The 23676-nt window shown below is 55.9% G+C and carries 20 protein-coding genes and 1 tRNA gene; 19 read left to right on the forward strand and 2 right to left on the reverse strand.

The window, feature by feature from the left end:
* Positions 1-2 precede the first annotated feature (2 nt).
* From QP442_RS06730 to QP442_RS06795, 14 genes are all read left to right on the forward strand, one after another.
* Positions 3-1346, forward strand: coding sequence for a replication-associated recombination protein A (locus QP442_RS06730; protein WP_103632621.1), 1344 nt, complete (start codon positions 3-5; stop codon positions 1344-1346).
* Positions 1347-1469: 123 nt separating this feature from the next.
* Positions 1470-2093: a 30S ribosomal protein S4 gene (gene rpsD, locus QP442_RS06735; protein ID WP_040318548.1), complete on the forward strand. Its 624-nt coding sequence runs from the start codon at positions 1470-1472 to the stop codon at positions 2091-2093.
* Between the two features lie 107 nt (positions 2094-2200).
* Positions 2201-4903: an alanine--tRNA ligase gene (gene alaS, locus QP442_RS06740; RefSeq protein ID WP_103632588.1), complete on the forward strand. Its 2703-nt coding sequence runs from the start codon at positions 2201-2203 to the stop codon at positions 4901-4903.
* Entirely contained in the window at positions 4900-5382 is a 483-nt protein-coding gene (gene ruvX, locus QP442_RS06745) for a Holliday junction resolvase RuvX (RefSeq protein ID WP_103632589.1), read from the forward strand. The genes alaS and ruvX overlap by 4 nt, the downstream gene beginning before the upstream one ends.
* The gene (gene mltG / locus QP442_RS06750) at positions 5379-6656 is read left to right on the forward strand and encodes an endolytic transglycosylase MltG (protein WP_103632590.1); all 1278 of its coding nucleotides are present in this window, start codon (positions 5379-5381) and stop codon (positions 6654-6656) included. The genes ruvX and mltG overlap by 4 nt, the downstream gene beginning before the upstream one ends.
* 4 nt (positions 6657-6660) lie before the next feature.
* Positions 6661-7488, forward strand: a complete 828-nt coding sequence (locus QP442_RS06755; protein WP_006681085.1) for a shikimate dehydrogenase — start codon at positions 6661-6663, stop codon at positions 7486-7488.
* Positions 7485-8192, forward strand: a complete 708-nt coding sequence (locus QP442_RS06760) for a prepilin peptidase (RefSeq protein WP_006681084.1) — start codon at positions 7485-7487, stop codon at positions 8190-8192. Before QP442_RS06755 ends, QP442_RS06760 begins: the two co-directional genes overlap by 4 nt.
* Before the next feature lie 136 nt (positions 8193-8328).
* Positions 8329-8694 (forward strand): phosphoribosyl-AMP cyclohydrolase, encoded by a 366-nt coding sequence (hisI, locus tag QP442_RS06765; protein WP_103632591.1) that lies wholly within the window; start codon positions 8329-8331, stop codon positions 8692-8694.
* Between the two features lie 84 nt (positions 8695-8778).
* Positions 8779-9624, forward strand: a complete 846-nt coding sequence (trpC, locus tag QP442_RS06770) for an indole-3-glycerol phosphate synthase TrpC (protein WP_103632592.1) — start codon at positions 8779-8781, stop codon at positions 9622-9624.
* Position 9625: 1 nt separating this feature from the next.
* Positions 9626-10927 carry a tryptophan synthase subunit beta gene (trpB, locus tag QP442_RS06775; RefSeq protein WP_103632593.1) on the forward strand — a complete coding sequence of 434 codons (1302 nt, stop codon included), beginning with the start codon at positions 9626-9628 and terminating at the stop codon, positions 10925-10927.
* Complete coding sequence (trpA, locus tag QP442_RS06780) at positions 10924-11733, forward strand: tryptophan synthase subunit alpha (RefSeq protein WP_006681080.1); 810 nt, start codon at positions 10924-10926, stop codon at positions 11731-11733. Before trpB ends, trpA begins: the two co-directional genes overlap by 4 nt.
* Positions 11730-12659 carry a prolipoprotein diacylglyceryl transferase gene (gene lgt / locus QP442_RS06785; protein WP_103632594.1) on the forward strand — a complete coding sequence of 310 codons (930 nt, stop codon included), beginning with the start codon at positions 11730-11732 and terminating at the stop codon, positions 12657-12659. Before trpA ends, lgt begins: the two co-directional genes overlap by 4 nt.
* Before the next feature lie 9 nt (positions 12660-12668).
* A complete protein-coding gene (gene pyk, locus QP442_RS06790; RefSeq protein WP_006681078.1) occupies positions 12669-14114 on the forward strand; it encodes a pyruvate kinase in 1446 nt (481 codons plus the stop codon).
* Between the two features lie 298 nt (positions 14115-14412).
* Positions 14413-14628, forward strand: a complete 216-nt coding sequence (locus QP442_RS06795; protein WP_006681077.1) for a hypothetical protein — start codon at positions 14413-14415, stop codon at positions 14626-14628.
* A 114-nt stretch (positions 14629-14742) separates the two neighbouring features.
* Here QP442_RS06795 and QP442_RS06800 read toward each other — a convergent pair whose 3' ends face one another.
* Positions 14743-15336, reverse strand: a complete 594-nt coding sequence (locus tag QP442_RS06800; protein ID WP_006681076.1) for an ANTAR domain-containing response regulator — start codon at positions 15334-15336, stop codon at positions 14743-14745.
* 66 nt (positions 15337-15402) lie between these two features.
* Here QP442_RS06800 and QP442_RS06805 point away from each other — a divergent pair.
* A tRNA-Leu gene (locus tag QP442_RS06805) sits at positions 15403-15476 on the forward strand.
* Between the two features lie 77 nt (positions 15477-15553).
* On the opposite strand, the gene QP442_RS06810 is transcribed toward QP442_RS06805, so the two are convergent.
* Positions 15554-15871, reverse strand: coding sequence for a PaaI family thioesterase (locus QP442_RS06810; RefSeq protein ID WP_442953376.1), 318 nt, complete (start codon positions 15869-15871; stop codon positions 15554-15556).
* Positions 15872-16030: 159 nt separating this feature from the next.
* Between QP442_RS06810 and polA the strand changes: the two genes are divergently transcribed.
* The 4 genes from polA to uvrB all read left to right on the forward strand — a co-directional run bounded on the left by polA (position 16031) and on the right by uvrB (position 23496).
* A complete protein-coding gene (gene polA, locus QP442_RS06815) occupies positions 16031-18739 on the forward strand; it encodes a DNA polymerase I (RefSeq protein ID WP_103632596.1) in 2709 nt (902 codons plus the stop codon).
* Between the two features lie 194 nt (positions 18740-18933).
* The gene (gene rpsA / locus QP442_RS06820; RefSeq protein ID WP_101627759.1) at positions 18934-20379 is read left to right on the forward strand and encodes a 30S ribosomal protein S1; all 1446 of its coding nucleotides are present in this window, start codon (positions 18934-18936) and stop codon (positions 20377-20379) included.
* 284 nt (positions 20380-20663) lie between these two features.
* A complete protein-coding gene (gene coaE, locus QP442_RS06825) occupies positions 20664-21350 on the forward strand; it encodes a dephospho-CoA kinase (RefSeq protein ID WP_006681071.1) in 687 nt (228 codons plus the stop codon).
* A 76-nt stretch (positions 21351-21426) separates the two neighbouring features.
* Complete coding sequence (gene uvrB / locus QP442_RS06830) at positions 21427-23496, forward strand: excinuclease ABC subunit UvrB (protein WP_103632597.1); 2070 nt, start codon at positions 21427-21429, stop codon at positions 23494-23496.
* Positions 23497-23676: the final 180 nt, after the last annotated feature.

Genomic DNA, 23676 nt, shown 5'->3' on the forward strand with positions numbered 1-23676 from the left:
TCGTGGACCTTTTTAGTTCCGACTCTTTAACTGCCGACGGAGTTCCGCAGTTTAACTCGCATGCTCCTCTTGCGGTGCGTATGCGTCCAACATCTCTCGACGAAGTCATTGGGCAACGCCATCTTCTCTCAGAAGGTTCGCCTCTTCGACGGTTGCTCGCTCCGGTTAAACCGGGTGCTCCTCAGGTTTCTTCCGTGATCTTGTGGGGCCCACCGGGCACTGGTAAAACCACACTTGCCTACCTTGTTGCTCAATCATCCGGTCGTCATTTTGAAGAATTGTCCGCGGTCTCAGCTGGCGTAAAAGATATTCGAGACGTTGTTGTCAGCGCGAAGAGGCGTACCGCGTCAACCGGTGAAGGAACCATTCTTTTCATCGACGAAGTTCATCGTTTCTCGAAGTCTCAGCAGGATGCTCTTCTCCCAGCTGTCGAAAATCAGTGGGTAACCCTCGTTGCTGCAACAACCGAGAATCCATCGTTTTCGGTGATCTCGCCGTTGCTCTCACGTTCGATCTTGCTGGTGCTCGAGCCACTCGAAGAAGAGGCGATTGAGCTCTTAATCCGTCGTGCTCTCGATGATGAACGAGGTCTGAATGGCGCTTACACACTGGATGACGACGCGATGGGGGGCCTCGTACGCCTTGCTGGCTGCGATGCACGAAAGTCACTGACTCTGCTGGAAGCTGCTGCTGGAGCAGCCGACGACCAACAGTCCCAAGCGATCACCCTTGATCACGTGCAGACCGCCGCGAACCAAGCGCTTGTCCGCTGGGACCAGGATCAGCACTACGACGTTGCTTCGGCGTTCATTAAATCGATGCGAGGCTCTGACGTTGATGCGGCGTTGCACTATCTGGCGCGAATGCTAGAAGCGGGGGAGGATCCTCGTTTTATTGCGAGGCGCGTCATGATCGCTGCCTCGGAAGATGTGGGTATGGCAGCTCCCGAGGTCCTATCTACAACCGTTGCTGCGGCTCAAGCAGTGGCAATGATCGGCATGCCGGAGGCGCGCATTATTTTGGCCGAAGCGGTCATTGCTGTCGCAACCGCGCCGAAGTCGAACGCTGCCTACCTTGGTATTGACAGGGCGATTGCGGACCTGAGAGCTGGAAAGAGCGGACCTGTTCCCATGCATCTGCGCGATGCTCATTACGGGGGAGCGAAACGACTGGGCCACGGTCAAGAGTACATTTATGCGCACGACGAACCGCATCACGTTGCTACCCAGCAGTATCTTCCCGACAATCTTGAGGGTGCACGCTACTATGAGCCAACCACGAACGGGCATGAGAAACTCATCACTGAACGCCTGTCCGTGATTAGGAAACTACTGAAACTACGGTAGTCTTGACGGGTTGCCTGTATGGCACACCTGGGGTCTTAGCCGAAAGAAGCAATTCTGGGAGTTGACCCCGTGGCCAACGGATAGTCCATGGTCATGACACAAGAAACAGGAAAGATAGAGGAAATGGCACAGAACCGTTCCCGCAAGCAGGTGCGCGAATCCCGCGCCCTCGGCATTGCACTCACCCCGAAGGCAGTCCGCTACTTCGAGAAGCGCCCCTACGGCCCCGGCGAGCACGGTCGCTCCCGTCGTCGTCAAGAATCCGACTACGCCGTTCGTCTGAAGGAAAAGCAACGTCTGCGCGCTCAGTACGGCATCCGCGAATCCCAGATGCGTCGCGCCTTCGAAGAAGCACGTCGTACCGCTGGCCTGACCGGTGAAAACCTGGTTGAGCTTCTTGAAACGCGTCTTGACGCCCTGGTTCTGCGTGCAGGCTTCGCCCGCACCATCCAGCAGGCACGTCAGGTCGTCGTTCACCGTCACATCCTGGTTGACGGCAAGATCGTTGACCGTCCGTCTTTCCGTGTGAAGCCGGGTCAGACCATCCAGGTCAAGCCGAAGTCGCAGACCACCGTTCCGTTCGAAATTGCTGCTCAGGGCATCCACCGTGACGTTCTGCCGGCAGTTCCCGAATATCTGGACGTCGAGCTTGAGCGCCTCAAGGCCACTTTGGTTCGTCGCCCGAAGCGCGCTGAAGTCCCCGTGACCTGTGACGTCCAGATGGTCGTTGAACACTACTCACGCTGATCACACTTTTGCAGAGCCCCGAGATTTTTCTCGGGGCTCTGTTGTTTTCTTTCACCCCGTTGGTCAGATGTGCTTTATCTGGCCCTCACCTATTACGATAGGGAACCATGCGCACCTCTGAAATTCGTTCACGTTGGCTCGACTTCTTCGAATCCAAAGGCCACCATATTTCGCCTTCGGTTTCGTTGATCTCTCCGGAGCCTTCCATTCTGTTCACCGTCGCGGGCATGGTGCCGTTTATTCCCTACATTCTGGGAACAGAGCCGGCTCCGTGGCCGACCGCAGCATCGGTGCAGAAGTGCATTCGTACGAATGATATTGACAATGTTGGTAAGACCACGCGGCACGGTACGTTCTTCCAGATGAACGGTAACTTCTCCTTTGGCGATTACTTCAAGGAAGGCGCTATCAGCCACGCGTGGGAACTGCTGACAACTCCGCAGGATAAGGGCGGTTACGGCCTTGACGGCGACCGCTTGTGGATGACCATCTGGGAAAAAGACGAGGTTTCCTTCGACTACTGGACGAAGACGATCGGCCTGCCCGCAGAGCGCATCCAGCGTCTTCCGTTTGAAGAGATCTCCTGGTCGACCGGTCAGCCGGGTCCTGCTGGCGCATGCTGTGAAATCCACTACGACCGTGGTCCTGAGTTTGGCCCCGATGGCGGTCCCGTCGCCGACGTTGCTGGCGACCGCTTCCTTGAAATCTGGAACCTCGTCTTCGACGAATTTGTTCGAGGCGAAGGTGAAGGCCACGACTTCGAACTCGTTGGCAAGCTTGACCAGACCGCAATTGATACGGGTGCTGGCCTTGAGCGTCTTGCATTCATCATGCAGGACAAGCCGAACATGTACGAGATCGACGAAGTCTTCCCGGTCATTGATGTCGCACAGCAGATGTCGGGCAAGAAGTACGGCTTGGGTGCCTCAGGCCCCAGCGCGGGTGTCGCTTATGACGATGATGTGCGTATGCGCGTTGTCGCAGATCATGTGCGTTCTGCGCTCATGCTGATCAATGACGGCGTGCGTCCGGGCAACGATGGACGAGGCTACGTGTTGCGTCGTCTGATCCGCCGTGCGGTGCGTTCGATGCGTCTTTTGGGCGTCGACGAGGCCACGATGCCGAGTCTGCTGACAGCTTCGAAGAACGTCATGTCCCTGTCCTACCCGGAACTCAACGAGAATTGGGCAACCATTCAGGACGTCGCATACGCCGAAGAGGACGCATTCCGTCGCACGCTGAGCGCCGGCACTACGATTCTTGACGCCGCCGTTCGTGATGCGAAGAAGGCTGGATCTCACGTTCTGTCCGGCGAATCAGCATTCTCACTGCATGACACCTACGGCTTCCCGATTGACTTGACGCTTGAAATGGCAAGCGAGCAGGGCCTGAAGGTTGACGAGGATGCTTTCAAGACTCTCATGCAGGAGCAGAAGGACCGTGCACGCGCCGATGCTCGCGCAAAGAAGACCGGCCACACCGACGTTCGCCTCTTCCAAGATATTGAGAAGCAGATGGGTGGTGGCTCGACCTTCCTCGGCTACACAGATCTTGGCTCCGAAGCGACGATCACCGCTCTTCTCGTTGATTCCGTTCCCGCTCCCGTCGCGCAGGCGCCTGCTGAGGTCGAGGTCGTCCTTGACCGCACTCCGTTCTACGCTGAGATGGGTGGTCAGCTCGCTGACCACGGTCAGATTCGCCTTGCAGACGGTGGCATTATCGAGGTCCACGATGTCCAGGCTCCGATTAAGGGGCTGTCGGTTCACCGTGGCACGCTGACTGAAGGCGTAGTGACGGTTGGTGCGAAGGCATGGGCAGAGGTTGACTCTGAGCGTCGTCTGGCGATTGCTCGCGCTCACACCGCAACCCATATGGTCTATGCGGGTCTGCGTCGAATCGTTGCCGAAGACGCCGATCAGGCTGGTTCTGAGAACTCACCGTCACGTCTACGCTTCGACTTCCGTCACTCCTCGGCTCTCGAGGGTTCGCAGATTAACGACATTGAAGCCCTTGTCAATGAAAAGCTTGCCGAGGACCTCGTGGTCAAGACTGACGTGATGTCGATCGAAGAGGCCCGCCTTTCCGGCGCGATTGCACTTTTCGGCGAAAAATATGGTGCTGAGGTCCGTGTTGTCACCATCGGTGACGGCTTCGATAAGGAACTCTGCGGTGGCACCCATGTTCCTACGACCGGCCACATTGGTCGTATCACGATCGTGGGTGAAGGATCCATTGGTTCGGGCGTGCGACGCATTGATGCGCTTGTCGGCAATGGCGCGTATTCGTTCCAGGCAAAGGAACATGCTTTGGTTTCCCAGCTGTCGACCATGGTGGGGGGCCGTAGCGAAGAGCTTCCGGATCGTATTGCTTCGTTGCTTGCTCGAGTGAAGGAATCTGAGAAGGAACTCGAGCGCATGCGCACTGAGCAAGCACTGGCTCAGGCGCAGACGTTTGCTGATACGGCACAGTCGCTCAATGGCATTGCTGTAGTCGCCAATGATGCAGGCGTTATGCCGTCCGCTGACGCGTTGCGCACTCTGGCTCTTGAAGTTCGTGATCGTCTTGGCGATGCGAATCCGGTTGTTGTCGCTCTCATCGGCCGAGTGAACGACAAGCCCTCGATCGTCGTTGTGACAAACGAGAAGGCACGCGAGCGCAAGGCTAAGGCAGGCGCATTTGTTCGCGCTGTCGCCCAGCACCTTGGTGGTGGCGGCGGTGGCCGTGATGACATCGCACAGGGCGGTGGCACCAAGCTCGACGCGATCAAGGAAGCGCTTGACGCGATCCGTCGCGAGGTTGCTCATTCGTGAGTCTTCGTCGCGGAACGCGCATCGGTGTTGATGTTGGAACTGTCCGGGTTGGAGTGAGTCGCTGCGACCCGGACGGCATACTCACAATGCCCGTTGAAACTGTTATCCGAGCTGATGACGGTTCTGACGTTGAGCGTATCTGCTCAATCATCGACGAATACGATGCCTTAGAAGTCATCGTAGGCCTGCCGAAACATCTCAAAGGTGGAGAGGGAATTTCAGCAAAAGGCGCTCGGCGCTACGGCAGACGAATTAAGCTAGCTAGGCCACATGTTCGTGTCGCATTGGTTGATGAGAGGCTATCCTCAAATCAAGCGCATGCGCGCTTACGACAGTCAGGCGTTCCAGAGAGGGAACACCGAGCGGTTGTCGATCAGGTGGCTGCTCAAATCATTCTTGAGCAAGCACTTGAAGCGGAACGAATGAGCGATCGAGCCCCAGGGCTTGAGATCATCATTGAAGGGAAGGATCTTTCGTGACGACGCCCAACTCGCAACGCCCTCCATTTCCTCGACGACGAGATATGCAGGGACGAGCAGGCACTCAGGCTTCGCACCAGCGCGCGCAGACACCGCCCGCAACGCCACAGTCGAATGATCTTCCTCTTTTTGAAACCGTGAGTAGTGAAACGACCGGCATGCGTTCTCGACGCCTAGAACTAGAACGTCGTCAAGCCCGCCGTCGTAAGCGTAATCGTCGTATCCGCGCGTTCATTATCCTGGCAATCGTTATTGCTCTCATTGGCGGTGCAGCAGTGTATGCCGTACGCCAACTGACCGCGCCTTCATCTTCCTTCTCGCAATTGGACGATGACTATCCAGGTCCAGGTTCAGGCTCTGTTGAAGTGACGATCGATGTCGGCGAAACAGGTGCCGAAATCGGTCAGTCACTGGTTGATGCTGACGTCGTCAAGAGCGTTGCAGCCTTTATCCGCTCGTATGACGCGAATAAAGCAGCCACAATGATCCGTCCGGGCACATACACGCTGAAAATGCAGATGAGGGCGTCTGATGCGGTTGCCGCATTGCTTGATGACGCTAATAGGTCTGATAACACGGTGACTGTCACTCCGGGTCAAACCAAGGCAGAAATTGCCGAGCGTATTTCATCTGTCACCGATTTCAGCTTTGATGATGTCACCGCAGCATTTGAAGATGCCAGCGCTATTGGTTTGCCCGATGTGGCTGGGGGAAACGTTGAGGGGTGGCTTGCTCCGGGTTCATACGAAGTGGCGTCTTCGGATACTCCGGTGACTCTGGTTGCCCAGATGGTTGCCACTACGATTTCCACGCTCGATAGTGCCGGTGTCGCTGAAGACCAGCGCGAAATTGTTTTGAACAAGGCTTCAATTCTCGAACGTGAAGTGAATCTCGACGAGTACCTGCCCAAGGTCGCTCGAGTGATTGAAAATCGCCTTGCTGATACTGAAAACGAGACTCGTGGCTTGCTCCAAATGGACTCAACGGTTCTTTACGGAGTTGGTAAAACCGGTGGCGTACCAACTGCTTCCGATCTGCTGGATGAGAACCCGTACAACACATACCTTCATAAGGGGATTCCTCCGAGCCCGATCGCTCAGCCCAGTGAAGCAGCAATCAAGGCCGTGATGCATCCTGCGGATGGCGACTGGCTGTACTATGTGACCATTGATTTGGATACGGGTGAGACGGTGTTTGCTTCAACGCTGGCCGATCACGAAGCCAATCAGAAGAAATTCAAGGACTACTGCGAAGCTCACCCCGGGAAGTGCTGACACAATGAGTTGGGCTGGCGTAATCGGCTCACCCATTGAGCACTCACTATCGCCTCTTTTGCACAGGGCAGCGTGGGATTCTGTCGGCGTGGGTTCTGATTGGACGTACCGCACAATCGAGGTCACGAAAGAAACGTTGCCGTCTTTCCTGTCCTCGCTCGATTCAGGGTGCCTCGGTCTTTCCGTGACCATGCCGTGCAAACAGGACATCATGTCTTTGATTGATGTCTGCGATCCTTTGGCCCAAGCGGTTGGAAGTGTGAATACCGTTGTCCCATCGGCAGGCGTGTTGACCGGTTTTAACACCGATGTGCACGGGATCGTGATGGCTATCGATCAGGCTCGAGCGCGCAGGGGGTGTGATGCGCCGCATTCTGCAGTGATCTTGGGCAGTGGAGCGACGGCGGCCTCGTCCCTTGCAGCCTTGGGCACGCTTGGTATCACTCGCACAACTGTGATCGCGCGTCGTTTTGGCGGACCGGGTTCGATTGTTGTGGCAGCAACGCGGTTGGGTGTTGAGATTGACCAGGTTCTTTTCAGCGATCATGAACGAGTGATGCATGAGATCGCTTCGGCAGACATCCTCATCTCTACGTTGCCCGCACATATTGGCGATGATATTGCCAAGCAATTGAGCCCGAGAACCGATCAGTGTCTGCTTGATGTCATTTATTCGCCTCGTGACACGCAGCTTGTACAGGTGTATGAAGCCAATGGCGCGTGCGTTGTCTACGGTGTCGAGATGCTTCTTCATCAAGCGCATCTTCAGGTTCAGCTAATGACGGGGAAGAACGCTGATGTGGAGGCGATGCGTCAGGTGATTCCTCAATGAGCGATTTTTTAAGTCTTCTGCGCGTCCGTGAAGCAACAACGGTCCAGGACTTGTCGCTTGCGTTAGCACTCGCAACATGGCTGATCATCATCTATTGGCTGTGGCGCTACGGCTGGCGCGTCCAACGCCGATATTTCATTGAAGCGACGCTGACACCGTATAAGCGCACGGGTATCGTGTGGACCTCCGCTTTGTTTGGGGCTGCAACGATTGTGACGCTGCAACTGAAACCGTCGGCACCGGCTATTGTGTCGGTTGCGATGATTGGGGCGCTCTCTGCTTTGGTTGATGCTCGAACGCACAAGCTTCCCAACGCATACACGGCTACGATGGCGATCGGCGTGACCTTCGGTGCGCTGGGCATGATTTTTCACTCGGAAACGCCCGTGAAAGTGATCGTGCGTATTGTCCTGTCGATGGCAATTTGGGCGGTTCCCTTGTGGATCCTTTCTAGGATCCCGGGCGGTGTCGGTTTTGGCGACGTGAAGATTGCTCCTGTCCTTGGAGCGTTGCTTGGGTGCGTTGGTATCCAAGCTGCCTACGGTGGTTTGATTATTTCCTTCGTTTTGGCCGGTGGCGCCGCGTTGTGGCGATTGGTCGTCGGCAATGCGGGGACCGGGGCGCGGATACCTCTTGGACCGTGGCTGATTCTTGGTGCTGCCGGTGGGTATATCGGCTGGGGTGCGATTCTTCAGTGGCAGTAGGCGGTTCTTTCGCCTACGCAGTTGACTGCATTCTTTTTGAGGGTACGAGGCCGGTCGCTTCGATGTGTGCGATGGCGTTATAGCCGGAGAATGAACGGCAGAGGTCGTGTTGACCTGTTCGTGTCAAGATAGATGAATGACTTTAGATCCTTCGATTGCTCAGCGTTTAAAGCGTAATTCTGCCGGTCTTGTTGCTGCTGTCGTTCAGCAGTGGGATACCCGTGAAGTTTTAATGCTTGGGTGGATGGATGACGAGGCTCTTCATCGGACGCTGACGACAGGGCGAGTGACCTTCTGGTCGCGAAGTCGCCAAGAGTATTGGCGCAAAGGTGATACGTCCGGACACCTCCAGTTTGTGAAGGCTGTCAGTCTTGATTGTGACGGCGATGCGTTGCTCATCGAAGTGGACCAGGTTGGGGTTGCCTGTCACACGGGGAAGCGTTCCTGTTTCGAAGAAGGCGGTGACCTTGGTGCAGTCATCGGTCAGCGAGGTGACGTATGAGCACACATGATGAGCCCATTTCAGTATCTCTGCTAGTACCCACTAGCATCGAATTGACGACGGTAGTGGCGAAGGAGCGCAATCATGACAGTCTTAGATGACATCATCGCAGGTGTCCGTGAAGATCTTGCCTTGCGCGAGGCCCACGTCCCCATGGACGAAATCAAGCGACGTGCACTGCGTGCCCCCGATGCCCATGACGCATTCGCAGCCTTCAAGGAACGCGAAGGCGCCGTATCGATTATTTCCGAAGTGAAGCGTTCCTCTCCGTCAAGGGGCGCTCTTGCTGATATTCCTGATCCTGCGCGTCTTGCGTCGATCTACGAAGAAGGTGGCGCAACCGCCATTTCTGTTCTAACGGAAAAACGTCGTTTCTCTGGCTCCCTCGCTGACCTTGATGCAGTGCGTGCCGCAGTGGATATTCCAGTGCTCCGCAAGGATTTTATTGTTACTCCGTATCAGATTCACGAGGCGCGGGCACATGGAGCGGACCTCGTCCTCTTGATTGTCGCCGCACTTGAACAGCCGGCACTTGTCTCGCTTCTGGAACGCGTCCATTCGCTGGGGATGAATGCTCTGGTTGAAACGCATTCGCGTCTTGAGGCGTTGCGAGCGCTCGAAGCGGGAGCACGGATTATCGGGGTCAATGCTCGAGATCTGAAGACCCTTGAAGTTGACCGCGACACCGTTAACCAGGTGATTGATGTGATTCCAGCTGACGTTGTCGCCGTCGCGGAGTCAGGTGTACGAGGCCCCCACGACGTTTTCGAATACGCCAAGTGGGGTGCTGATGCTGTTCTCGTCGGAGAGGCTCTGGTGACCAGCGGTGATCCGTTGTCCTCCATTCGTGACATGGTATGTGCCGGCTCTCATCCGGCTCTCCTGACCGACCGTAAGGCGCGCGTTCGCGCCGCTCTAGAGGAGAAGTAACGTGGCACTGTCAAACGTTCAAGGCCCCTACTTTGGCCAATTCGGTGGACGGTTTGTCGCCGAATCATTGATGGGACCACTCGAGGTTATTGAACGTGAGTGGAAGCGCTTATGGCCCGATCCTGCGTTCCAGAAGCGTCTTCGTGACCTGTTTGTTGGGTATGCGGGTCGTCCGTCTTTGCTGACCGAGGCGCCTCGTTTCTCCCGCGAGCTTGGGGGAGTGCGCGTCTTTTTGAAGCGCGAAGACTTGAATCATACGGGCTCGCACAAGATCAACAACGTGCTTGGCCAAGCTCTTTTGACGAAGGAACTGGGCAAAACCCGAGTCATCGCTGAAACCGGTGCCGGGCAACACGGTGTTGCGACCGCCACTGCAGCGGCGCTTCTTGGCTTGGAGTGCACCGTCTACATGGGCGAAGAAGATACTCGACGTCAAGCACTGAATGTTGCTCGAATGCAGATGCTTGGGGCGGAAGTTGTCGCCGTAGCATCCGGTTCGAAGACTCTGAAGGATGCAATCAATGAAGCATTCCGCGATTGGGTGACGAACGAAGCTACAACCAACTACATCTTCGGTACCGCGGCTGGTCCTCATCCATTCCCGGAACTTGTTCGTGATTTACAGCGAGTGATTGGTGATGAGGCTCGAGCACAGCTTCTGGCAATGGAAGGCCGTTTGCCGGACATCGTCTGCGCATGTATCGGTGGTGGTTCGAACGCAATCGGTACTTTCACCGCATTCCTCGACGATCCCGATGTCGAACTACTCGGGTGCGAAGCTGGTGGAGACGGGGTTGAGACCGGTCGCCATGCCGCTTCGATTACCGCGAATGAAACCGGTGTTCTTCACGGAGCCCGCACGTACCTGCTTCAAGAACGAGACGGTCAAACGAAGGAATCACATTCGATTTCGGCGGGTCTCGACTACCCGGGTGTTGGCCCCGAACATTCGTGGCTCGCTGCGATCGGTCGCGCTCGCTACATTCCCATCAACGATGCCGATGCGATGGATGCTTTCCGGTTGCTATCGCGCACCGAGGGTATTATTCCCGCAATTGAGTCTTCGCATGCTCTTGCAGGTATCCGCCAGTGGGCCGCGCAGAAGGTTTGCGAAAACGGCGGTCCCTTTGCTGAAGGTGAAGGTCCGATTGCCATTGTCACTGTGTCGGGACGCGGAGATAAAGACGTGGACACGGCATCGAAGTGGTTCAACTTGGGTCATGCGACTCGTCAAGTGATTGACCCCAGTGCCGGTTCGACTGGCATTTCCCAGTTGGACGATGATGAAGAGGCGGGCAAGTGAGCAAAGAATTGAAAGCTGGGCATCGCATCGACGAAGCTCATTCACGAGGCGACGCAGCTCTCATCGGATACCTTCCCGTTGGTTTTCCGTCGGTTGATAATTCCATTCGAGCGGGCAAAGTCCTTGCAGATTGTGGTTTTGACGTACTAGAACTGGGCTTCCCCTATTCCGATCCAGGAATGGATGGACCCACGATTCAGAAGGCAACAGTTGCTGCTCTTGAACACGGTACTCACCTTGAAGATCTGTTTCGAGCTGTTGAAGAACTGACCAGTTATGGACTGACCACCGCGGTGATGACCTACTGGAATCCTGTCGAGTGGTGGGGGGTGGAGCGCTTTGCCCGTGATTTTGCTACTGCGGGTGGTTCCGGTCTGATTACCCCCGACCTTCCTCCAGAAGAAGGGGCGCAGTGGGAAGCAAGCGCAGAAGAATACGGCTTGGAGCGCACGTACCTTGTCGCCCCCTCGTCTCCGAGGCGCCGGTTGGAACTGATCAGTGCGCATAGCGAAGGCTGGGTGTACGCTGCCTCGACAATGGGGGTTACCGGTGCTCGCGCATCCGTGGGAGAGCACGTCAAGGACCTCGTTGAACGCACGCGAGATGCCGGGGCTCAGCGCGTGTGCGTTGGTCTTGGTATTTCGAACGGCCAGCAGGCGAAAGAAATCGGTGCGTACGCCGACGGCGTTATCGTGGGCTCCGCACTGGTGAAGACACTGTTTAACGAGCCAATTGACCGCGGCCTTCGTCTTCTTGAAGAACGTGCTCACGACTTGGTTTCAGGAGTGAAAGGAGCCCGATTGTGATCAGCGCCTCCATCCCTTCGCCGTCGCAGGGTGTCTGGTACATCGGTCCGCTACCGCTACGCGCGTACGGATTAATCATCGTTATCGGCATGTTTATCGCCGTCTACTGGACGTCCAAGCGCTACGCACAACGTGGCGGTGACCCTGAACTGATGTATGACGTGGCCCTTTGGGCGATCCCGATCGGTATTATCGGAGCTCGCCTGTACCATGTCTTCACATCACCCGAAGCCTACTTTGGTCCAAACGGTGATCCGGCTCGAATCATTCAAATCTGGGAAGGTGGCTTGGGCATCTGGGGCGGTGTCGCTCTGGGTGCAGTCGGCGCTTGGATTGCAGTGAAACGTTCCGGGAAGCGCCTTGGCCCGCTTGCTGATTCGCTTGCACCAGCATTACTGGTCGCCCAGGCCATTGGTCGCTGGGGGAACTGGTTCAATCAAGAGCTTTTCGGTGGCCCCACGACGTTGCCATGGGGTTTGCAGATCGACGACGCGCATCTGCCCGATGGTTTTGCCTCGGGAACCCTGTTTCACCCAACATTCCTCTATGAGTGCCTGTGGAATTTGACGATGGCAGCAATCATCGTGTGGTGCGATCGTCGTTTCCGTTTCGCCTCTGGACAGGTGTTCGCGCTCTACCTGATCGCATATCCACTTGGACGAAGCTGGATTGAAATGATGCGCATCGACACGGCTCACACCTTCTTCGGAGTGCGCCTGAACGTATGGACATCGCTCGCCATTTTTGCGCTAGGCCTCATTGTCTACTTCGTTGCCGGGAGACTGGGACGATCCACTATCTTGCAGGGCGACGAACGCTTCGTGCCTGCTGAAAGTGGCGAAAACGCTTCTAAAATCGCTGAACATGGGAACGATCACCTTGAAATTGAATCCCAGGATAAGAGTTTTGACGCCCAATCACGGTAGACTTGGGCTATGCGTCGAGCAAAAATTGTATGTACTCTCGGCCCTGCCACTGATTCTTCGGAGCAAGTCCAAGCACTGGTTGACGCCGGTATGGATGTCGCCCGAATCAATCGATCACACGGCACGGCTGCAGAGCACGAAGCTGTTATTGAAAAGGTCCGTCGTGCTTCCGCGACTTCAGGGCGTGCCATTGCAATCCTCGTTGACCTGCAGGGCCCGAAGATTCGCCTGGAGACGTTCGAAGAAGGGCCCCAGGTCCTCGCTGTTGGTGACACGTTCACCATCACAACCCGCGACGTGCCTGGAACTAAGGAACTCGTTGGTACGACCTTCAAAGGTCTGCCTGGTGACTGTGCTCCCGGCGATCGCCTGCTGATTGACGACGGAAACGTCGCAGTCCGCGTTGTCGAGGTCACCGATACCGACGTCATCACCAAGGTTGAGGTCCCCGGCGTAGTTTCCGACCACAAGGGCTTGAACCTTCCCGGCGTCGCAGTGTCCGTTCCTGCTCTTTCCGAGAAGGATAAAGAGGACCTGCGTTGGGCAATGGAAAACGACGCAGACTTCATCGCTCTGTCGTTCGTCCGCAATGCAAAGGATATCAATGATGTCCACGCGATCATGGACGAATACGGTCGTCGTCTTCCGGTGATCGCCAAGATCGAAAAGCCGCAGGCTGTCGAAGCGCTCCAGGAAATCGTCGATGCGTTTGACGCGATCATGGTTGCCCGCGGTGACCTTGGCGTTGAAATGCCGCTCGAGTCCGTTCCGCTGGTTCAGAAGCGCGCCATCGAACTGGCTCGCCGTGCTGCGAAGCCGGTGATCGTCGCAACCCAGGTCATGGATTCCATGATTAAGAATCCTCGACCGACCCGCGCTGAAGCTTCTGACTGTGCAAACGCCATCCTTGACGGTGCCGATGCGGTCATGCTTTCCGGCGAAACTTCAGTGGGTGCGTTCCCGATCGAAGCTGTTCGCACGATGGCTCGTATTATCGAGTCCACCGAAGAAAACGGTGGCGAAATGATCGCCGCACTGACTGGTTTCTTCGTCAACGACCGTGCGGCCGTCATCTGTGAAGCTGCCGCTCAGATTGCTGAGCATCTTGATGCTCGCTACCTGGTGACCTTCACTCAGTCCGGTGCTTCGGCTCGCATGATGTCGCGTCTGCGTCGCCCGATTCCGATGCTCGCATTTACTCCGCTGGAATCAACGCGTCGTCGCCTGGCATTGACGTGGGGTATTCAGACCTACCGCGTTCCTGAGGTCCGTCACACCGATGACATGGTGTGGCAGGTCGACCAGGTTGCGCAGTCGTCGCGCCTCGCTGAAATTGGTGACGAACTCGTGATCGTTGCAGGTATGCCACCGGGGACCGCAGGTTCCTCGAACATGCTTCGCTTGCACAAGGTGGGCGATGAAGTCGACTACTCAATCGGTGGCGGACTTCGCTGACACCAGCATGTGAAAGGTGGCCAGACTGCTTCGGTAGTCTGGCCATTTTTATTCGTGACACGGACGCTTTGATTGTTCGTGATGGACTAGGGACTTCATGGCGTGCAACACGAAGGGGCGCTTCCGATGGCGGACTACGCGAAATCGTGTAGGGTAGTGGGAGTGCCACGGCGAGTAAGAATGCCGATGAGGGTATTTGAGAAAGCTTTCGGCACATACGACCTACCGTATGAGGTTGCCTGCGCGAACAACGCGCATACCTGCATACGGTCTGATGAATGAATGATGGAGAAGAAAAATGAATACGCGTACCCGGACTGTGTCAGTCCATTCTCAGGCACTGAATCGTCAGGCAAACAACCTGGATATCGACCAGCTGGCCAATGCAGTCAAGCCTTGGTTTGACGAAATGATTGATGTGAGTATTGCTCGCGCAATTTCAGATCTTTCCAACCCGCGTTCACGTGGACGCGCAGCTGACTTCCTCGGCCTTGAGCTGATCGAAGCAGCATGATCTGAACGGTGCAGTGGCCTCACTCAAACGGTGATGTAGCTGTGACCAGTACACACTCAAGGTGGCGGGCAGTTCGAAAGAACTGCCCGCCACCGTTTGTGTCAGCCTTCGGGTTTAGTCGTCAACCTGATCGATAACAGCGTCAGCGACCTCGCGCATTGACAGACGACGATCCATCGAGGTCTTTTGGATCCAGCGGAAGGCCTCGGGCTCGGTCATGCCCATGTTCTTCTGCAGCAGGCCCTTCGCGCGGTCAACGCGCTTACGCGTTTCGAAACGGTCAGAAAGATCGGCGATCTCCTCTTCGAGAGATTCGATTTCCTGATGACGCGAAAGGGCAATCTCAACGGCAGGAATCAAATCCGCGGGGCTGAAGGGCTTCACAACATACGCCATTGCGCCCGCATCGCGAGCACGTTCAACAAGCTCTGTTTGGCTAAACGCGGTCAGCATGACGACAGCACACGAAAGCTCCTGAAGGATCTTTTCAGCGGCGGTGATGCCATCCATGCGGGGCATCTTCACGTCCATGACACAGAGATCAGGTTCGAGCTCAAGTGCAAGCTGGACGGCTTCTTCACCGTCTGCGGCCTCACCAACAACCTCAAATCCGGCAGAAGTGAGGGTTTCAACGATATCCAGACGAATCAGGCCCTCATCTTCTGCGACAAGAACGCGGCGTGGTTCGTTTTGAACTTCAGTGGTCATAACTGATCCTCGGTTTGTAGGTTTCCTAGCTCTATCATAAACTTAAACGGCGCCGATTACGGCGACGCCCCGATAGCCCAACTGGCAGAGGCGGTCGGCTCAAACCCGGCTTGTTGTGGGTTCGAATCCCACTCGGGGTACTTGCGAAGGGCGCCACGGTAGTTTTCGTACTACCGTGGCACTTTTCATTTCGCTGATCGTGGTGTGCTGGGAACCATCAAGCTCGTCGCGCCATAATCCGGTTCGTTACGCGCGCCGACGAAATCAGCTTCCCGGCCTCGTTCTTTATTTCAACAAGATGGACTGTCGATGAACCACCCAGGTGAATAGCCGTTGCCGTCGCGATCACTCGACCGGTAGAAACCGACGAGATGTGGGAAATCGTCAGTTCAGTGCCCACCGCGAACCCGCGATCGGCGCCGTGAACGTTACGAGCGTGAATCTGGGAAGCAAATGATGCTGCGGTTTCCGCGAGCGCTGCGCTTGCCCCACCGTGAAGAATCCCAGCTGACTGGGTGTTTCCTTCGACGGGCATTAAGATCACTGTTTTTTCGGGCGAATGTTCTAACACATCCATTCGCATGGCTTCCATCAGGGAATGTGGCCAATGTGCGCCCACGAATCCGCCATTGTGGGAAGGATCGGGCGCGGTTTGTCGTGCGGTTTGTCCATGCATACCTCTAGGGTTACATGTGTGAGTGACACTTTGCTGATTATCGACGGCCATTCGATGGCTTTTCGCGCCTTCTATGCTCTTCCGGCTGACCGTTTCGTGACACATTCGGGGCAACATACGAATGCGGTGTACGGCTTCATCAAGATGATGGTGAAGATGCTCCAAGAGGAAAAGCCGACCCATGTTGCGGTGGCGTTTGACGTGTCGCGCCATTCTTTCCGCACCGAGGAGTATCCGGAGTATAAGGGAACGCGTGATGCGACGCCGGAACCCTTTAAAGGCCAAGTTGAACTGATTAGCCAGGTTTTGGAACTGATGGGTATTCGTTCCCTGCGCAAGGACGGCTACGAAGCCGACGATATTTTGGCGACGCTTGCTCACCGTGGTGAGAAAGCCGGGATGCGTGTCTTGGTCGCGTCGGGGGATAGGGATTCTTTCCAGACGGTGACTGAGAATGTGACGGTTCTCTATCCGGGTGCGTCGACCGAGAACTTGAAGCGCATGACGCCCGCTGCTATTGAAGAAAAGTACGGTGTCCCACCGTTCCGTTACCCGGAAATTGCGGCTCTTGTCGGTGAGACCTCCGATAATTTGCCCGGCGTTCCCGGTATTGGACCGAAGACAGCGGCAAAGCTGATTAACGAGTTCGATGGCCTCGATAACCTGATGGCGAATGCTGATCAGGTGAAGGGTAAGCGTGGCGAGGCTCTGCGCGAACATGGCGATGATGTTGCGCGTAATCGTCGTTTGAATCGTCTGCTCACGGATCTGGACCTGGGGGTTGAGCTGGGGGATCTTGTCCCCGGGGCTACTCAAAAGACTGAATTGCTTGCGTTGTTCGATACGTTGGAGTTTGGGCGCCTGCGTAACCAGGTGCTTGCGGTCAGTGTAGGCGATGACTCAGTAGAAGAATCGGGGAACGAGGCCGACCAGGCTTTTTGGACGGCGCCCTTAACGGTGTCGGTCGCTTCCGCTGCTACTGACATTTCCGGCTGGGCACGCTCGGTCGGCCATATTGATGCGATTTGGGCCGACGGGGAGGGGATCCCTGCTCATGGACACATCGATCTTCTTGCGTTGAGCGCAGGAAGTCGCGTCCTTGTCATTGACCCGACCACGCTCTCTCCGGTGCAGGATCAGGCTTTAGTGAAGGTCCTGAAGCACAGCGATTCGCACGTCGTTCATGATGCTAAAGCCTTGTCTCACGCTTTGGCAGGACACGGGTGGGCGATGGCCTGGCCTTCGAAGGACGTTCAGCTTGCCGCCTATCTTGCACGCCCCGATTCGAAGAACGTCGAGATCAAAGAAATCTTGAACCGCTATTTCAACATTGAGTTGCCCGAAGAAGAAAAGAAGACGGACGCTCTCTTCGAGATCGTTGGCAGCGGTGAGATTCAAGAACGTATTCAACGATGCGCGCGTATCTGCTACTCCCTGCCGTTTGTGTGGAAGACCTTGAGCGCGCTTTTAGCGGATAACGGTGAACTGGACCTGCTGACACAGATGGAGCTTCCCGTATCTAGGGTCTTGGCGAAGATGGAAGCGACAGGTATTGCCGTTGATAGTGACGAGCTGCGCTCCCAGTCGACGCAACTGGGATTCGAAGTTGATGCGGCCCGCAAGAGTGCTCTTGATGTGATTGGTGAAGATGTGAATCTTTCCAGTCCCAAGCAACTGCAGAGGATTCTTTTCGAGGTCCTCGATCTTCCCAAGACGAAGAAGACGAAGACCGGCTACACAACGAACGCTGAAGCTCTTGCTGACTTGCGCGAAAAGACGCGAGATTCGGGTGGTCCAGGCTTCGTATTCCTTGACTCGTTGCTGATGCACCGTGATCGAATCAAATTGAAGCAGATGGTGGACACGCTGATTTCCTCCACCAACCCCGATGGGCGCATTCACTCGACGTTCTCACAGGTTGTTACCACAACTGGCCGTTTGGCATCCAAGGACCCGAATCTGCAGAATATTCCAGCTCGTAGCCCAGATGGTCTGAAGATCCGTTCCGGTTTTGTTGCTGGCCCCAGCTTTGAGTCTTTGATGAGCGCCGACTATTCCCAGATTGAAATGCGCATCATGGCGCATTTGTCGGGAGATGAGGGCTTGATCGAAGCTTTCGCTACCGGCGAGGACCTGCACAAGACGATGGCTGCGATGGTTTTCGATACGCCCGTTGAAGACGTGACGGGTGAGCAACGCTCTCGCATCAAGGCCACGTCATATGGTCTCGCGTATGGATTGTCCTCGTACGGTCTGTCCGCACAACTGCATATTCCAGTCCACGAAGCAGCCGCGTTGCGTGACCGCTATTTCGAACGTTTCGCGGGGGTAGGCGACTATCTGAATTCGCTCGTCGACGAGGCTCGGATCAACGGCTACACGGAAACGATGTTCGGTCGTAGGCGCTATCTGCCCGACCTGACCTCATCGAACCGGCAGCGCCGCGAGATGGCCGAACGTGCTGCTTTGAATGCGCCGATTCAGGGGAGTGCAGCGGATATCGTGAAAATTGCGATGGTCAACCTCATCGACGCTCTGCATCAGGCTGACATGAAGTCACGCGTACTGCTCCAGATCCACGACGAATTGTTACTTGAAATAGCACCGGAAGAACGTCAGCAGGCTGAGGAGCTTGTCCGCGACAAGATGAGCTCGCCAGTCCAATTGAAGGTGCCTTTGGATGTCGCAGTGGGAGTGGGAGCGAACTGGATGGCCGCCGCCCACTAGGTGGATGGGTGATCACATGTGTGTCCGTAACAGATAAACGCGACCGAAACCACGTTTTTATCCACCAAACAGTGGAAAAGATCGCGTTAATGAACTGGTAGACTTACTAGCGGTGTCTTGGCACTCGTGTACGCGAATGCCGATTCGCCACTTCTGTACACCTACTATTCAGTCCGTTTCGGAGACACAACTACATGACCACCAATACGCCGCAGGTCGCGGTTAATGACATCGGCTCGACCGAAGATCTGCTTGCCGCCATCGACGCAACCATCAAGTACTTCAACGATGGCGACATCGTCGAGGGCACTGTCGTCAAGGTTGACCACGATGAGGTCCTCCTCGACATCGGCTACAAGACTGAGGGCGTTATCCTCTCTCGCGAGCTCTCCATCAAGCACGACGTGAACCCTGACGATGTTGTTGCTGTTGGCGACAAGATCGAAGCCCTCGTCCTCCAGAAGGAAGACAAGGAAGGCCGTCTGCTCCTGTCGAAGAAGCGCGCACAGTACGAGCGCGCCTGGGGCCAGATCGAAAAGGTCAAGGAAGAAGATGGCGTTGTTACCGGCACCGTCATCGAGGTCGTCAAGGGTGGTCTTATCCTCGACATCGGCCTTCGTGGCTTCCTCCCCGCATCCCTCGTTGAAATGCGTCGCGTCCGCGACCTCGCACCGTACATTGGTCGCGAGATCGAAGCGAAGATCATCGAGCTCGACAAGAACCGCAACAACGTTGTGCTCTCGCGTCGCGCATGGCTTGAACAGACCCAGTCCGAGGTTCGCACGAACTTCCTCCACACTCTTGGCAAGGGTCAGGTTCGTACCGGTAACGTCTCCTCGATCGTTAACTTCGGTGCGTTCGTCGACCTCGGTGGTGTCGACGGCCTCGTCCACGTCTCCGAACTCTCCTGGAAGCATATCGATCACCCGTCAGAGGTCGTTGAGGTTGGCCAGGAAGTCACCGTCGAGGTTCTCGACGTCGACATGGATCGCGAACGCGTCTCCCTGTCCCTCAAGGCAACCCAGGAAGATCCGTGGCAGGCATTTGCCCGTACCCATGCGATCGGTCAGGTCGTGCCGGGCAAGGTCACGAAGCTTGTTCCATTCGGCGCATTCGTCCGCGTCGAAGACGGCATCGAAGGCCTCGTCCATATTTCCGAGCTTGCTCAGCGTCACGTCGAGCTGCCGGATCAGGTCGTCAAGGTTGGCGACGACGCATTCGTGAAGGTCATCGATATCGACCTCGAACGTCGTCGCATCTCCCTGTCGCTCAAGCAGGCAAACGAAGGCATCGATCCGACCTCCGAAGAGTTTGATCCCTCGTTGTACGGCATGGCCGCTGAGTACGACGAAGACGGCAATTACAAGTACCCCGAAGGCTTCGATCCGGAAACCCAGGAATGGATGGAAGGCTACGAGGCACAGCGCGAGGCTTGGGAAGCACAGTATGCCGAAGCGCAGGCACGCTGGCAGGCCCACAAGGCTCAGGTCGTCAAGGCGCAGGAAGAAGATGCCGAAGCAGCTCCGGTTGCTCCCGAGGCCACCTCTTCCTCGTCCTCCGTCGAGCCGGAGACCGTTGGTACCCTCGCTTCCGATGAGGCTCTCGCAGCTCTGCGTGAGAAGCTCACGAACGGAAACTGAACTGATCACAGAGCCTCGGCTCTGATGTGATGAACGTGTGCCCCACGAACGGTGTTCGTGGGGCACACGCGTTTATTCACACCACGCGTCGAATGATTCTCCTATGACTGCATTCTCCAGCCTGTATGGACGTTGAAGAATATCGGACGCTAGTCGCTCGTCGACTCATATAGGACAATGAAGCTATGACTCATATTGAGGTGTGTTGAGGATCTTCCTAGCGTTGCGATTGCAACGGATCAGGATGAAGTCGCTCGGATCGTAACAGCCGTTAGGAATGCATCATGACCCAGATTCACATGGGAGGCGCATCTGCTGACCTTCTTCGTCCTTTCGTCATTCCAACAGACCGCGCACTGCTCGTCGGTTTGAGCGGTGGAATTGGCTCTGGAAAGTCATCTGTTGCCACTGCGTTTGCGAGTCTTGGCGCGGTCGTTGCCGACGCAGATGCCATCGCACGTGAAGTGGTCGAACCTGGAAGCGTCGGTCTTCGTCGTATCGAAGAAGTGTTCGGCGACGCCATCTTGAATGATGACGGGACTCTCAATCGAGGAGCACTAGCCCAGCAGGTCTTCACCGATGCCAGTGCTCGAAAGACAGTGGAAGCAATCACTCATCCTTTGATTGCTGAGCGTTCCCGCCAGATTCTTTCAAGCGCCCAACCGGGGAACATTGCTCTTTACGATGTTCCTCTGCTGACTGAGCAACATATGCAAGACCAGTTTGACGCCGTGATCATGGTCGATGTTCCGCTTGATATGCGCCTGAGCCGTCTACAAGCCCGCGGGATGACGATTGACGAGGCCCGAAAAAGAATCGCATCCCAAGCGAACAGTGATGAACGACGTGCGATCTGCCACATCTGGATAACCAACACCGGCTCGCTCGTGGATCTTCACCGTCTGGTTGCGACAGTTCATGCCCAATGGCTGACACACTCGGGCACAACTGGCAGTCCGACCGGCAGATGATTCCGGCCTCGTACATCACGAGCAGGCGATAGGTCCTCAATCGGCATGAGTCTGACAAAGTGACTACGGTAGGACTGTGAGCAAACGAGTTGTGCGGCAAGAAGCGTCGTTTGAGGTTGTCTCTGACTACACGCCATCGGGCGACCAGCCGACTGCAATCGCAGAATTGGTCAAGCGCCTGAATGACGGCGAACAGGATATTGTTCTCCTCGGCGCTACGGGCACGGGTAAAACCGCAACGACTGCGTGGCTCATTGAGCAGATTCAGCGACCGGCGCTCATTATCGAGCCGAATAAAACGCTTGCCGCCCAGCTTGCCGCTGAATTCCGCGAACTGTTGCCTAATAACGCTGTCGAGTACTTCGTGTCGTACTACGACTACTACCAGCCGGAAGCCTATATTCCGCAGACGGATACATACATCGAGAAAGACTCGTCGATCAACGATGAGGTCGAACGTCTGCGCCACTCGGCGACGAACAACCTGCTGACCCGTCGTGACACGGTGGTCGTTGCTTCCGTGTCGTGCATCTACGGCTTGGGTACTCCACAAGAGTACGTCGAGCGCATGATTGAGCTGGAACGTGGCATGATCGTCGACCGCGACACCCTTCTTCGCGCCTTCGTCAACATGCAGTACGTGCGCAATGATGTCGCCTTCACGCGAGGCACTTTCCGAGTTCGTGGCGACACCATCGAAATCATCCCAGTGTACGAGGAGCTGGCGATCCGCATCGAAATGTTTGGGGATGAAATCGATTCTCTGGCAGTCCTGCATCCCCTGACCGGTGACGTCATCAACGAAGTCGATCACGTCTATCTATTCCCGGCCAGCCATTACGTTGCCGGCGAAGAGCGCATGAAGCGAGCCATTGCCTCGATTGAAGAAGAACTGGCAGAACGCCTCACGTGGTTCGAATCCCAAGGCAAGTTACTTGAAGCCCAGCGTCTGCGCATGCGCACCACATACGACCTGGAAATGCTCAAAGAAATCGGATCGTGCGCGGGCATTGAAAACTATTCGCGTCATATCGATGGACGAGGTCCCGGCACTCCGCCCCATACGCTGATGGACTATTTTGCCGATGACTTTGTCCTGATCATCGACGAATCGCACGTGACAGTTCCGCAGATCGGTGCCATGTTCGAGGGCGATATGTCGCGCAAGCGTACCCTGGTCGATCATGGTTTCCGACTGCCCTCAGCAATGGACAACAGACCGTTGAAGTGGGACGAATTCGTTGAACGCATCGGCCAGACAGTCTACCTCTCGGCAACCCCGGGTGACTACGAACTTGAACGAAGCGATGGGGTAGTGGAACAGGTGATTCGCCCAACTGGTCTGGTGGATCCAAAGATTATCGTCAAGCCCACGAAGGGACAGGTTGACGATCTTCTGGAACAGATCCGCGAGCGTGTCGAAAAGGATGAGCGTGTTCTTGTCACGACGCTCACGAAGAAGATGGCGGAAGACCTGACCGAGTACCTCGCTCGCCGTGGCGTCCGTGTCGAGTACCTGCACTCTGACATCGATACCCTGCGTCGCGTTGAGTTGCTCAGAGAACTGCGTCAAGGCAACTTCGACGTCCTGGTCGGCATCAACCTGCTACGTGAAGGTCTGGATTTACCGGAAGTTTCCCTTGTTTCGATCCTCGATGCGGACAAGGAAGGCTTCCTGCGTTCGACCCGATCGCTGATCCAGACTATCGGTCGTGCAGCACGCAACGTGTCGGGCGAAGTGCATATGTATGCCGACAACATCACGCCATCTATGGAAGCTGCGATCAGCGAAACTGAACGTCGTCGTGAGAAACAGATTGCCTACAACACCGAGCATGGTATCGACCCGAAGCCACTGCGTAAGAAGATCGCTGACGTCACCGACATGCTTGTGCGTGAAGAAGTTGATACGCGCACGCTACTCGACGGCGGATACCGTAAGGAAAAATCAGCGTCTGCTCGTTCGAAGCCTGATGCACTCAGCCTCGCGGGTGTAGCGCAAGCAGATCTTGAAGAATTGATCGAAGACCTGACGAAGCAAATGATGCTAGCCGCCGAAAACCTACAGTTCGAGGTCGCTGCGCGTCTACGCGATGAGTTGCAGGATCTGAAGAAGGAACTGCGCCACATGAGGGCAGCTCAGTAGTGAGAGCTGAAGCGTCCGCTTGGGGGTAATCTCGTTAGGTTCTCCACATACTGGCTTTTCATCGGGGCATCGTAGCGCGATCTAGGTAGACTAGTTCGCGAGGGGAGTAATCCCACGAAGTGCTGGTTCGTCACCACGGCGTTGGACACGAGCATCGCTCGGATCAGCAGCCCGAACATC

The organism is Pauljensenia sp. UMB1177 (assembly GCF_030217965.1).
Classification (GTDB): domain Bacteria; phylum Actinomycetota; class Actinomycetes; order Actinomycetales; family Actinomycetaceae; genus Pauljensenia; species Pauljensenia turicensis_A.